The 13,178-nt window shown below is 74.0% G+C and carries 7 protein-coding genes; 5 read left to right on the forward strand and 2 right to left on the reverse strand.

Annotated elements, in window-relative coordinates; translation table 11 throughout:
* The first annotated feature begins 36 nt into the window (after positions 1 to 36).
* From GWK61_RS25795 to GWK61_RS25805, 3 genes are all read left to right on the forward strand, one after another.
* A complete protein-coding gene (locus GWK61_RS25795) occupies positions 37 to 4,059 on the forward strand; it encodes a non-ribosomal peptide synthetase (RefSeq protein WP_194912063.1) in 4,023 nt (1,340 codons plus the stop codon).
* A gap of 66 nt (positions 4,060 to 4,125) precedes the next feature.
* Entirely contained in the window at positions 4,126 to 5,439 is a 1,314-nt protein-coding gene (gene mpaD, locus GWK61_RS25800) for a daptide-type RiPP biosynthesis aminotransferase (protein ID WP_194912064.1), read from the forward strand.
* 31 nt (positions 5,440 to 5,470) lie between these two features.
* Positions 5,471 to 6,622 carry an NAD(P)-dependent alcohol dehydrogenase gene (locus tag GWK61_RS25805; protein ID WP_194912066.1) on the forward strand — a complete coding sequence of 384 codons (1,152 nt, stop codon included), beginning with the start codon at positions 5,471 to 5,473 and terminating at the stop codon, positions 6,620 to 6,622.
* A 65-nt stretch (positions 6,623 to 6,687) separates the two neighbouring features.
* Here the strand turns inward: GWK61_RS25805 and GWK61_RS25810 are convergent, their stop codons facing one another.
* On the reverse strand, positions 6,688 to 7,293 hold the full coding sequence (locus tag GWK61_RS25810; protein ID WP_194912068.1) for a hypothetical protein: 606 nt from the start codon (positions 7,291 to 7,293) through the stop codon (positions 6,688 to 6,690).
* A 253-nt stretch (positions 7,294 to 7,546) separates the two neighbouring features.
* Between GWK61_RS25810 and GWK61_RS25815 the strand changes: the two genes are divergently transcribed.
* Positions 7,547 to 8,464: an ABC transporter ATP-binding protein gene (locus GWK61_RS25815; RefSeq protein ID WP_194912070.1), complete on the forward strand. Its 918-nt coding sequence runs from the start codon at positions 7,547 to 7,549 to the stop codon at positions 8,462 to 8,464.
* Positions 8,461 to 10,068 carry an ABC transporter permease gene (locus tag GWK61_RS25820; RefSeq protein WP_194912072.1) on the forward strand — a complete coding sequence of 536 codons (1,608 nt, stop codon included), beginning with the start codon at positions 8,461 to 8,463 and terminating at the stop codon, positions 10,066 to 10,068. Before GWK61_RS25815 ends, GWK61_RS25820 begins: the two co-directional genes overlap by 4 nt.
* Positions 10,069 to 10,138: 70 nt before the next feature.
* Here the strand turns inward: GWK61_RS25820 and GWK61_RS25825 are convergent.
* Positions 10,139 to 13,178: ATP-binding protein (locus GWK61_RS25825; protein WP_194912073.1), on the reverse strand; the 3,040-nt coding region annotated here is incomplete at its 5' end.

Raw genomic sequence — 13,178 nt, forward strand, 5'->3', positions numbered from 1 at the left:
GGTGCGCCCCGCTGCAAGTAGAGGAAATGACGAGCCATGACGGACACCACGAACCTCCCCGCGGCCGCGCAGGCCGCTGACGGCCCCGCTGAAGACCCCGCCGGCGAGCCCGTCGACGACCGCAGCGGCGAGCCCTTCGCGCTGACCGACATCCAGGCCGCCTACGTCGTGGGCAAGACGCAGCTGATCGAGCTCGGCGGCCAGCAGCAGTACTACGTGGAGCTGGACTCGGTGAACTTCGACGTGGCGCGCGCCGAGCGGGCGATGGTCGCGGTGGTCCGCCGCTTCGAGCAGCTGCGGACGGTGATGTCCGACGACGGGATGCAGCGGGTGATGCCCGCCGAGAAGCTGCCCGACCTGCGTATCCGGGTCGAGGACCTGACCGTCGTTGCGCGCTCGGAGCAGGAGGACGCGGTCCGCCGGGTGCGGGAGCGGCTGTGCGAGCGCAGCATCGACCCGACGGGCTGGCCGCTGTTCGACGTCACGGTCAGCCGGCTGCGCCACAACCGGGTGCGGGTCCACCTGCGGGTGAGCCTGCTGCTGCTGGATGCTCCGAGCATCAGGACGGTGATCGACGACTGGGAGCTGTTCTACGTCGATCCCGATGTCGAGCTGCCGCCGATCCGGCAGACCTTCCGGCAATGGCGGACGGCGCTGAAGGACTACGAGCAGACCGAGGAGTTCGCCGCGCAGTGGCGCTACTGGGAGGACCGGCTGGACCTGCTGCCCGAGGCGCCGCAGCTGCCGCTGGCCAAGCAGCCCAAGAGCATCGCGGCGGTCAGGTTCGAGGGCCGCACCACGTATCTGGACAAGGAGCAGTGGCAGCGGTTCTGTGCCAACTTCCGCAAGCACCGGGTGCTGCCGACCACGGCCATGCTGCACGTCTACGCCGAGGCGCTGGGGGCGTGGGCGGCCAGTCCGCACTTCTGTCTGAACGTCGTGCACCTGAACCTGGTGACCCGGCATCCGGGCGAGGACGTGGTGGGTCAGCGCACTGCGACGCTGCCGCTGGAAGTCGACATGCGCGGGGACGCGGGCTTCTGGGAGCGGGCGCAGCGGCTGCAGAAGCGGCTGTGGAAGGACATGGCCAACAGCGACGTGACCGGGGTGCGGATCGCGCGGGAGCTGTCGGCGCGCAACGGCTGGTCGCAGCGGGCCGCGCTGCCGTACGTGTTCACCAGCAACCAGGGGCCGGGCTGGGACACGCTGCCGTCCGAGGGCGGCCCGATCTTCCGGTTCCTGGGCCGGATCCAGCACACGCCGCAGGTGCTGGTCGACAACCAGCTGCGGGACACCCGCGACGGCGGTGTGGCCTCGAACCTGGACTTCGTCGACGACGCGTTCCCGCCCGGCCTGCCGGATCTGGTCGCCGGCACCTACCGGCGGCTGCTGGAGGCGCTGTCGGCGCCGGGCGGCGCCGAGGCCGAACCGGATCTGCTCGCCGCGGATTTCCGGGCCCTGATCCGGGCCGACAACCGCGCGGTCGACGACGGTCCGGCCGGACGCTTGGAGGACGGATTCCTGCGGCAGTGCGGACAACGGCCGGACGCTCCGGCGGTGGTCACGGACGGACGCACCCTGACCTACGCGGAGCTGGAGGCCAGATCCCGGGCGGTCGCGCTGTGGCTGCGGGAGCGCGGCGCCGGGTCGGGCGACCTGGTGCCGGTGGTGATGGCCAAGGGCTGGGAGCAGGTGGTCGCGGTCCTCGGGGTGCTGCGCGCCGGCGCCGCGTACTGCCCGATCGAGGCCGGGACGCCGGCTCGGCGGATCGCGGAGCTGCTCCAGGACTGTCAGGCGCGGTTCGTGCTGGCCCAGTCGCACAGCACGCCTGGCGAGCCGCTGGGCGCCGACGTGGACCGGCTCGACGTCGACACGACGCCGCCGGCGTCCCAGGCCGCACCGGAGATCGAGGGCGACGCCGCGGACCTGGCCTACGTCATCTTCACCTCCGGCTCGACCGGCCGGCCGAAAGGTGTGGCCATCGAGCACCGCGCGGCCCTGAACACCGTCGTCGACATCAACGAGCGGGTGGGCCTGGCGCCCCGGGACCGGGTGTTCGCCATCAGCTCGCTGAGCTTCGACCTGTCGGTGTGGGACGTGTTCGGCCCGCTCGCGGCCGGGGCCGCCGTGATCATCCCGCAGGCCTCGCCCCGGCCCGACCCGCTGGGCTGGGCCGAGGCCGCGGCCCGGCACGGCGCCACGGTGTGGAACTCGGTGCCGGCGCTGGCCGAGATGCTGGTCGAGGTCGCCGAACAGCGCCCTGACGTGGGCGTGGCGCCACTGCGCGGGTTCCTGCTGAGCGGGGACTGGATCTCGCCGGCGCTGCCCAACCGGCTGCGGCGGCTGCGGCCCGGATCGCGGATCCTGGCGATGGGCGGGGCCACCGAGGCCTCGATCTGGTCCAACCTGCACGAGGTCACCGAGGTGGACCCGGCCTGGCGGAGCATCCCGTACGGCAGGCCGCTGCGGAACCAGACGATGACGGTGCTCGACGAGCGCCTGGAGCTGCGCCAGCCGTGGGCCGCCGGGGAGATATACATCGGCGGGCACGGCGTGGCCCGCGGCTACTGGCGCGACCCGGAGCGCACCGAGGAGCGCTTCATCCGGCACCCGCGCACCGGCTCGCGGCTGTACCGGACCGGCGACCTGGGCCGGTACCGGCCCGACGGCACGATCGAGTTCCTGGGCCGGGTGGACCGGCAGGTCAAGATCCAGGGCTTCCGCATCGAGCTCGGCGAGGTGGAGGCGGCGCTGCGGGCCCATCCGGCGGTCCGGGAGTGCGCGGTGTGCGTCGACGGCACGCACAGCGGACAGCGGCGCCTGGTCGCCTTCGCCGTGCCCGAGGACGCGCTGTGGGTGGACGACGAGCAGCTCGGGACCCATCTTCGGGCCCTGCTGCCGCACTACATGGTTCCGGGTCTGACGCACGTCGTGGACCGGCTGCCGTTGTCGGCGAACGGGAAGGTGGACGTGGCGCGGGCGCTGGCCATGGTGCCGGCGCCGGCCGCGGCCGAGGCCGCCGCGGTGGGCGACGACGAACTGGTCGACCGGCTGGCCCGGATCTGGGCCGAGGTGCTGGAGCTGCCCGCGGTGGATCCGGACGCCGACGTCTTCGGGCTCGGCGCGAACTCGCTGACCGTGCTGCGCGTCGTCAACCGGCTGCGCACCGAGTTCGGCGTGGACATCCCGATGGGCCAGGTCTTCGAGACCCCGACGGTCCGCGGGCTGGCCGGGCGCGCGCGGCAGGCGCAGAACCGGGGGTCGTGCCTGGTCCGGCTGACCGAGCGGGAGGGCACGCCGCTGTTCCTGTTCCACATCATGGGCGGCTCGATCGCCCAGTACCCGCCGCTGGCGCGGGCCTGGCCCGGCCCGGTGTCCGCGTTCCAGAGCCGGGCCCTGCTGGAGACCTCCGACGAGGCGTTCGCCGCCGACCTGGAGAGCATGGCCGCGGCCTACCGGCACGAGCTGCAACGGGCCCAGCCGCAGGGCCCTTACATCCTGGGCGGCTGGTCGATGGGCGGCACGCTGGCCTACGAGGTCGCGCGGCAGCTGGCCGACCAGGGGCACGACGCGCGGCTGTTCATGATCGACAGCGATCTGCGGGAGATGCACCTGCCGGTGACCGAGCAGGGCCGGCACATGGCGTTCCTGACCGTGCTGGCCGCGGCGCCGCCGCCGGCCGGCGCGGCCGAGGCGGTGCGCGCGGCCGAGGCCGGCCGCACCGCCGAGGCCGCCCGGGACACCGCGGTCGAGCACGGCCTGCTGCCCGCCGAGGTCGATCTGCAGGGCTACCTGCGCCTGATGCGGATCATGGAGCACGAGTGGGCCCTGCTGGCCGCCTACCGGCCCGGACGGCTGCCCCGCCCGGGCTTCCTGTTCCTGGCCGCCGACGAGCCCGGCCGGGAGGACCCGGTCCCCCAGTGGCGCAAGACCTGCCCCGACCTGGAATTCGAGTCGTTCCCCTGCGACCACTACGCCATCGCCCACCCCGACCGGCTGGCCTACATCGCCGAGCGGGTGGCGCGCTGGGCGGGCGTGGCCGCCCCGGACCCGGCGTGAGCGCCCGAGCGGCGAACCGCGTCGACCACCTCATGACCTTGATCACCCCATAACCCGGAGGATCCGATGACCGACACCGTCTACCCCGCGTGGAACCTGCTGCTGGCACCCAGCGAGCAGGGCACGCCGCACCGCATCGTGAAGAGCGCCCACGGGCACCGCCTGGTGTTCGCCGAGGGCGGCGAAGTCCTGGACGGCACCAGCGGACTGTGGAACGTGAACCTCGGCTACGGCAACCGGGTCATCGCCCAGGCCGTCGCCGACGCGCTGGTCGACGCCTCGTACCTGCCCTCCTTCCGCTACAGCCACGACTACTCGCAGGCGGCCGCGCGCGCCCTGATCGACGCCGCCGGGCCCGAGCACTTCGCCAAGGTCCTGTTCTCCACCTCGGGCAGCGCGGTGAACGACGCGACCATGAAGCTGGCGCGGCAGTACGCCGCGCTGATCAAGGAGCCGCAGCGGCGCCTGGTGGTCGGCCTGAAGGAGAGCTACCACGGCCAGACCTTCGGCGCGATGGCGCTCAGCGGCGAGGAGCTGGGCCAGGAGCTGTACGGCGTGGACCGGAGCCTGCTCCGGCACGTCGACCCCTTCGACCCGGCCGAGCTGGAAGAGCTGATGCACCAGTGCGGCGAGCAGGTCGCGGCCATGGTGATCGAGCCGGTCATGGGCACCGGATGCCGGGAGATCCCGGCGGAGATGATCAGCGCGATCCTGCGGTTGCGCCGCGAACACGGGTTCATCCTCGTCTGCGACGAGGTGGCGTCCGGGTTCGGCCGGGTGGGGCCGCTGTTCGCCTCGCAGGAGTTCCCCGAGCCGCCGGACATCCTGCTGACCTCCAAGGGGCTGACGAACGGGACCTGCGGCGCGGCGGCGCTGCTGGCCGGACCGCACATCTGGGCCGCGTTCGAGGCCGCGGACACGATGTTCGTGCACGGCTCGACCCAGGCCGGCACCCCGCCGTCGTGCGCGGCGATCACCGCCACGCTCGGCGAGTTCGACGCCCTGGGAGCGCTGGAGTCGGGGCGGCGCAACGCCGCGCTGCTGGAGACCGGCCTGCGCGAGCTGGCCGAACGGCACGAGACGGTGGCCGAGCTGAGCGGCCGGGGCTGCATGCGCGGGCTGCACCTGCGCGCCGAGCGCGACCGGCCGTTCTGGGGCGGGCACATCACCCGGCTGGTGGACACCGTGCGGCGGCACGGCGCCCTGGTCCATCCCGGGCCGAGCGCGATCGAGCTGTTCCCGGCGCTGACGTACACCGAGGCGGAGATCGGCGAACTGCTGGCCGCGGTGGACGCCGGCCTGACCGAGTTCGAGGACGCCAGGCGGGCGCGCAAGTCCGGCAACCGCCCGGTCGCCGCCGCCGCGACCGCGGCCGGCTGAACCCGACGAGGACGGAAGGGGGCTGGCAGCCATGAAGGCGATCCAGCTCGGCGCGGACGGTGGCGGGCCCCGGCTGGTGTCGGTGGCCGAGCCGGAGCCGGGACCCGGCCAGCTGCTGGTGCGGGTGACCGCGGCGGGCCTGTGCCGGACCGACCTGAAACTGACCGACAGCAGCCCCACGGCCCTGGCACGGCGCTTCCGACTGCCGATGACGCTGGGGCACGAGGGTGTGGGCGTGGTGGCCGCGGTGGGCGAGGGCGCCGACGTCGCCGCCGGCGTCGCTGTCGACGGCACCGCGGCGGGCAGCGGCTCGGCGGGCAGTGCCTCGGCGGGCGGCACCCCGGCCGGTAGCGGCTCGGCGGGAAACGGTCACGCCGTCGGCGACGCGGTCGCGGTGTACGGGCCCTGGGGCTGCGGGACCTGCCGGGTATGCGTCTCGGGGCGGGAGAACCACTGCCCGCGCGCCGGGCGGCTCGGGATCCGGCCGCCGGGCCTGGGCTCCCCCGGCTCCCTGGCCGAGTACCTGCTGGTGGACGCGGCCCGGCACGCCGTCCCGATCGGCCGGCTGGACCCGGCCGAGGCGGCGCCGCTCACCGATGCCGGGGTCACCGCCTACCACGCGATCGAACGCTCACTGCCCAAGCTCGGCGCGAGCGCGACCGCCGTGGTGATCGGCGCCGGCGGACTGGGGCACCTGGCGATCCAGTTCCTGCGCGCCGTCACCGGCGCGCAGGTCGTCGCGGTGGACGCGGCCGAGGCGAAGCTGGCGCTGGCCGCCGGGGTGGGCGCGCACCACGCCGTGCCGGCCGGCCGGGCGGCCGCGCGGGAGATCAGGAGACTGACCGACGGCATCGGCGCCGAGGCGGTCCTGGACTTCGTCGCGGCCGAGGACACCGTGGCGCTGGCCGCGCAGTGCGTGGCCGCCGGGGGCGACGTGACGATCGTCGGGACCGGAGGCGCGCGGATCCCCACCGGGTTCGCGGCGCCGGCGCACGCGGTCGCGGTCTCGGGGACGTACTGGGGCACGCTGCCGAACCTGACCCGGGTCATCGAGCTGGCCCGGATGGGCGCGGTGCGGGCGGAGGTGACGCGGTATCCGCTGGAGGACACGGCCGCCGCCTATGAGGAACTCCGTGCCGGACGCGTCTCCGGGCGCGCGGTGGTGTGTCCGTCGCCGTCCTGACATGCTTTCGGCCGGCCCCGCAGGCGGGGCCGGCCGAAAGCTGACCGCGGTGCGTTATCAGGGATCTACAATGGGCAGTCCATCGGGCTCGCCGGCGTGTTGTACCAGGCGTCGAGCTGGTCGATGGTCGCGACGGTGCCGCGCAGCACACCGTCGAACGGACCGCCTTCGACCCCGGTGCCGGCGAAGAACCGCTCGGTCGCGCCGCCGGCGACGATGAACGAGTAGACGCCGGTCTCCGTGGCGGTGCCCTGAGTCAGGTTGAGCATCAGGTAGTCCTGGTTGGTCTCATCGGCGTGCAGCGGTATGCGCACGTTCGGGGCGTACTGGGTGACCTTCCCATCTGGCGCCACCTGGTAGACCGTGGGCAGCGCCGCGGTCGCGAGCGCGTTCTCGGGGGCCTTGTCCGGGATGCCGAGCCCGAGGATGAGCGGGTCTCCGGCGTTGTAGTGCTCCTGGAAGGACCGCACAGACCACGAGTGGGACAGCGACCCGAAGAACAGCACGGGGTTGGTGCCGTTCACCGCCTCCGGCGACATCCAGGGCACCACGTCGGAACAGCCGAGCCGCACCGGCGTGTGCGCCTGCGCGGCCACCGCCGTCCCGACGACCAGCGACCCCGCCGCCGCCCCGACCATGAGCACTCGGCGCGCGCCTCGCAGCGTTCGCATCCTCATCACTCCCTCTGATAAAGCATCTTCTGAGTTGACTTGCCGAACAGCGGAGCCAGCCTTTCAACAGGCGAATGCCCGGCGCGCCTTCGGAATTGCGGGAAGCACCGGCCGGTTCGCAGCAGCCGGGCCGGCGGGCGGTTCGAGCAGGCGATTCGGGCCGCTGGGACGGGGACGGGCTGAGCAGCCGGTTCGATGGGGTCCGACAGCGTTTTGCGCGCTGTTTGTGAGCACTCTCGGCGAGACTCCCACCATGGAATACGCTTTCGAAGCCCAGAGCCTCGTCAAGCGCTACGGCAGCACCACGGCACTGGACGGGGTCGACCTCGCGGTGCGGATCGGTGAGGTGCACGGCTTCCTCGGACCGAACGGCGCCGGGAAGACCACGCTCATCAGGATCCTGCTGGGGCTGCTGCGGGCGGACGGCGGTTCGGTGCGGCTGTTCGGCAGGGACCCGTGGGCCGACGCCGCGGAGCTGCACCGGCGTCTGGCCTACGTGCCCTCGGACGTGAACCTGTGGCCGACCCTGTCCGGCGGCGAGGTGATCGACATGTTCGGCCGCATGCGCGGCGGAAGCGACCAGCGGCGCAGGGCCGAGCTGCTGGAGCTGTTCGAGCTCGACCCCACCAAACGCTGCCGCGCCTACTCCAAGGGCAACCGCCAGAAGGTCGCCCTGGTGGCGGCCCTGGCCTCGCAGACGGACCTGCTGATCCTCGACGAGCCGACCTCCGGGCTGGACCCGCTGATGGAGGAGGTCTTCCAGCAGTGCGTGATACGCGAGCGGGCGGCCGGACGCACCGTGTTCCTGGCCAGCCACATCCTCGCCGAGGCCGAGCGGCTGTGCGACCGGGTCAGCATCATCCGCGAGGGCCGCATCGCCGAGCACGGGACGCTGGCCGAGCTGCGCCGGCTGACGCTGACCCGGATCGAGGCCGAGCTGGACACGGTGCCCGAGCTGCTGGCCGGGATGCCGGGCGTGCACAGCGCGGAGATCGAGGGAACGAAGGTGGTGTGCCACACCGAGCCCTCGGCGCTCGGCGAGGTCATGCGATACCTCAGCGACCGCGGCATCAAGAGCCTGGTCTGCCAGCCGCCGACGCTGGACGAGCTGTTCCTGCGGCACTACCGGAGCGACGGCGCGCGCATCCCGGTCCCCGGAGGCGCTTCATGAAGCACCTGACTGCCTCCCGGTCCCTGGCCCGGCTGATGCTGCGCCGCGACCGGCTGCGGGTCGCGATCTGGACGGCGCTGGCCGTCGGGCTCGTCTGGTCCAGCGCGGTGTCCGTCAAGGGCCTGTATCCCACGCAGTCCGGCCGCGACCAGTACGCGGCGACCGTGGGCGGCAGCCCTTCATCGCGCGTGCTGGGCGGTCCCGGCTATGGCGTGCACACGCTCGGCGGGATCACCGTGAACGAGTCCGAGACGACCGTGCTCGTGCTGATCGCGGTGTTCTCCTGCATGCTCGTGGTCCGCCACACCCGCAAGGAAGAGGAGACCGGCCGCGCCGAACTGCTGGCCGCGACCGTGCTGGGCCGGCACGCCCGGCTCGCCGCCACCCTGGGGGTGGTCGCGGGCATCGACGTGATCATGGGCGCTGCCATCGCCGGGGCCCTGATCGCCACCGGGCTGCCGGTACCGGGCTCGCTCGCCTACGGCGCCGGGGTCGCGGCGGTCGGCCTGTTCTTCGCCGGGGTCGGCGCGGTCACCGCGCAGTGGGCCGAGCACTCCCGCACCGCCAACGGCGCCGCCCTGGCGGTGTTCGGCGTCGCGTTCGGGCTGCGCGCCCTCGGCGACTCCCAGACCTCGGGTGCGGCCGCGGAACTGTCCTGGCTCTCGCCGATCGGCTGGGCCCAGCAGGTGCGGGCTTATGCCGGTGAGCGCTGGTGGACGCTGGCGCTGCCGGTCGCCGGGGCGCTGGTGCTGGCCGCCGCGGCGGCCGGATTGAGCCGGCGGCGCGACATCGGCGCCGGGCTGCGCCGGCCGCGCCGGGGACCGGCCGTCGCGGGGCCGCGGCTGTCCGGACCGCTGGGTCTGGCGTGGCGGTTGCAGCGGGGGGCGTTCCTGGCGTGGACGATCACCGCGGCGGTCGCCGGAGCGGTGTTCGGGGCGATCGCCGGCACGGTCTCCACGGCGGTCGGCCGCAACTCGCAGGCCTCGGACGTCCTGGCGCGCTTGGGCGGCGGCGGGGCGGTGGTGGACGACTACCTGGCGTGGGTGTTCGGCACCGCGGGCGCGGCCGCGGCGGTGTTCGCCGTGCTGTCGGTGTCGCGGCTGCGCTCGGAAGAGCTGGACGTGCACGCGGACCCGGTGCTGGCGACCGCCGTGACCCGCTCGCGGTGGATGGGCGCGCACCTGGTCCTGGCATACGCCGGGATGGTGCTGTTCCTCGCCGTCACCGGCCTGGCGGCCGGGATCGCGCACGGGATCGGCGACCACCGGCCGGCGCACGAAGTGGGCCGGGCCCTGGCCGGGGCGCTGGTGCAGGTGCCCGCGGCCGCGGTGCTGGCGGGGATCGGGATCGCCCTGTTCGGCCTGCTGCCGCGTTTCGGCGCCGTGGTCTGGGTGTGCCTGCTCGGGTCGGTGCTGCTCGGCCAGTTCGGCGACCTGCTCCGGCTCAGCCGGGGCGTGATGGCCGTGTCCCCGTTCAGCCACGTGCCGCGGCTGCCCGGCGGCCACGTCCAGGCGCTGCCGCTGCTGGAGCTCGGCGCGCTCGCGGTCGCGACAGCTGTGGTCGGGGTGGCCCAGTTCCGGCGGCGGGACATCGTTCTGCACTGAGAGCTCTGCACTGAGCGCTCTGCACTAAGCGTTTTTGCACTGAGCGGGCGGCGGGCGGCTCCCAAGGGCGTCAGCCCACCGCCTGTTCGATCAGTTCCAGCGCCACCCGGCGGCCGCGTCCGCGGCCGTCGGCGTAGGCCTGCTCGTAGGCCGGCGCGCCGAGTGCCGCGGCCAGCACGGACGCGACCCGGGCCACATCAGGGTTCTCATTGTCCGCCGCCCCCCGCAGCGCGTGCGCCGCCCCCAACAGCGCGGCGGCCTCGCCCGGCCGGCCGGCCGCGGCACGCAGCTCGGCCACGGCCACGCCGACGGTGGCCACGATCGGCATGTCGGGCACGCTCGCGGCCAGAGCCACCGCCGCCCGCAGTTCCGGCTCCGCGGCGGCGGCGTCCCCGGTGGCGACGGCCAGGTGGCCGCGGGCCACGCCGAGTGCGGCGCGGAACAGCGGGCCCACGGTCGGAGCGTGCTCCAGGTCGGCCTCCGCGGCGTCATAGAACTCCCTCGCGGAAACCAGGTCCCCTTCGTAGCGGGCGAGGTTCCCCAAGGCGATGCGGGCGAAGACCAGATGGCGGGCCGAGGCCGCCTCCGGGCGGGTGCCGACGATCGCCTGGAGCTCGGCGCGCGCTCGCGGGATGTCGCCGGCACGCTGGCGCGCGGCGGCCAACGCAGAACGCTGCAACACCGCGGCGTCACCGGGATCGATCTCGGCGAGCAGCCCGATCGCCTCCTGCAGGCCCGCGACCGCGCCGTCGAGACCGCCCAGCAGCACCTCGGCTTCGGACAGCGCGGTCAGCGCCATGGCCAGCCCCCAGCGCTCGCCCGCCGCGCGGAACGCCTCAGTGGCCTCCCGCAGGCTGTCCCGGGCGCCGCCCATGTCGCCGTGGTTGCCGAGCAGGAACGCGCGCAGCATCCACAGCATCGCCGCGGTCCACCGCCCGCGGTCCGGCAGCCGGCGGTCGATCGCCGACAGCCCCCAGCCCTCGTCGTCGACGACCACCGCCAAAGCCGGTTCCAGCAGCACGGCCACCGGGTCGTCCACCTCGGCGACGGATGCCGCCAGCGCCCGGTACTCGGCCAGCGGAAGCCCGGCGCGTGCGGACCCGCCGCCGAACAGGGTGTTGATCAGGTGGAAGCCCGCCGCGGCGGCGCGCGCGAGCTCGGGGGCCGCTCCCGGCACCCGCAGCGCGGCGTGCAGCCTGGCCGCCGCCTCGGCGTGGTCGTCGCCTATGGTCCAGAGCATCCCGAGCGCGGCGGCCAGCCGGACCGTGGTGTCGGCGTCGCCCGAAGCGGCGGCGAAGGACGAGGCCGCGGACAGGTTCTCCCGCTCACCGTCGAGGCGCCGGATCCAGCCGACCTGGTCGGCGCCGCGCAGCTGCGGGGCCGCGGTCTCGGCCAGGTCGAGGAAGTAGGCGGCGTGGTGGCGCCGGGCCTGCTCGATCCGGCCGGACTCGATGAGCCTGTCGCGCCCGTACTCCCGGATCGTGGCCAGCATCCGGTACCGCGGCCGGACCTGGTCGGCCAGCGACAGCAGGGACTTGTCGACCAGCGCCGAGAGCAGATCGACGACCGTCTCGGCCGGCACCCCGGCCCGTTCGCAGACCCCTTCGGCCGCCGCCAGCGTGATGTCGCCGGGGAAGACGGCGAGCAGTTCGGCCAGGCTCCGCTCCTCGGGGCTGAGCAGTCCCCAGCTCCACGCCATGACGGCGCGCAGCGTCTGGTGCCGCGGCAGCGCCGTCCGGCTGCCGCCGCCGAGCAGCCGGAACCGGTCGTCGAGCCGGGTCAGCAGCTCCGGCAGCGGCATCGAGCGGAACCGGGCGGCGGCCAGCTCGATGGCCAGCGGCAGGCCGTCGAGCCGGGCGCAGATCTCGACCACGGCGGCGATGTTGTCCTCGGCGAGCCGGAAGTCGGGTCGCACCGCCTCGGCCCGCTGCTGGAGCAGCTGCACGGCCGGATACCCGGCGGCCTGCTCCACGGTGACCCCCACTGCCGGGTGCGCCAGCGGCGGCACGGGGCACAACGCCTCGCCCGGCAGCCCCAGCGCCTCCCGGCTGGTGACCAGGATGCGCAGGTCGCGGCAGTGGCTCAGGACCTGTTCGACGAAGCGGGCGACGGCGTCCAGCAGGTGCTCGCAGTTGTCGAGCAACAGCAGGGTCCGGGACCGGCCCAGCACCTCGATCAGCCGAGCCAGCACCGCGGCGCCGTCCGGGGCGCCGTCCGGGCCGCGGTCCGGGCCGCGGTCCGCGGGACTGAGCTCCCGCAGGCCGACGGTGTCGGCGACGACGCGGGCCAGGTCGCCGGACTCGGTGAGCGAGGCCAGCTCGACCAGCCAGGTGCCGCCCGCGGTGCGCTCGTCCCGCTCGGCCAGCACGGCCTTGGCCAGCCGGGTCTTGCCGACGCCGCCCGGGCCGACCAGCGTCACCAGGCGGGAGCCGCGGAGCCGGTCGTCGATCAGCGCTATCTGGTCGGCGCGGCCGACCAGGCTGCTCAGCGGGAGGACCAGATTGCCCCGGGGACGGTCGGACCGGTCCGCCGTCTCCGGCTGCGCCGCCGACGCTTCAGCCGCCGACGCTTCAGCCATCGGCGCCCGGCCGGTCGAGGGCGGCGCCGAACCGGGCCCGGACCCGGCCGAGCCCGGGGCCCTCCCAGGCCTCTGTGTCCCAGGTCTCTGTGTCCCTGGCCTGTGCATCCCCGGCACCCGCGCACCGGACCTGAGTACCGCGACGTGCGCGTCCAACAGTTCCTGCCCCGGATCGGCGCCGAGTTGCTGACTCAGCATCCGTCGGTACTGCTCGAACGCCGTCAGCGCCTCGGTGTTGCGCCCGCTGGCGGCGAGCACCCGCACCAGCAGTGTCCGCAGACCTTCCCGGAATGGATGCGCCGCGATCAGCTCTTCGAGCTCTGCGACACTGTCCACCCCGAGAACCCCGGCCTGAAGACGAGCCTGCCAACAGTCCTCGACAGCCGCGAGCCGGAGCTCAGCGAACCGCGCTGCGGCCGCGGCGGCGAACGGCGCACTGAGCACATCGGCCAGCGCCTCCCCCCGCCACAGCCCGAGCGCCTCGTCCAGACTCTCGGCCGCCTCCGCCGCCCGCCCCTGCCGCAACCACGCC

The organism is Catenulispora rubra (assembly GCF_015356825.1).
GTDB classification, from domain to species: Bacteria; Actinomycetota; Actinomycetes; order Streptomycetales; family Catenulisporaceae; genus Catenulispora; species Catenulispora rubra.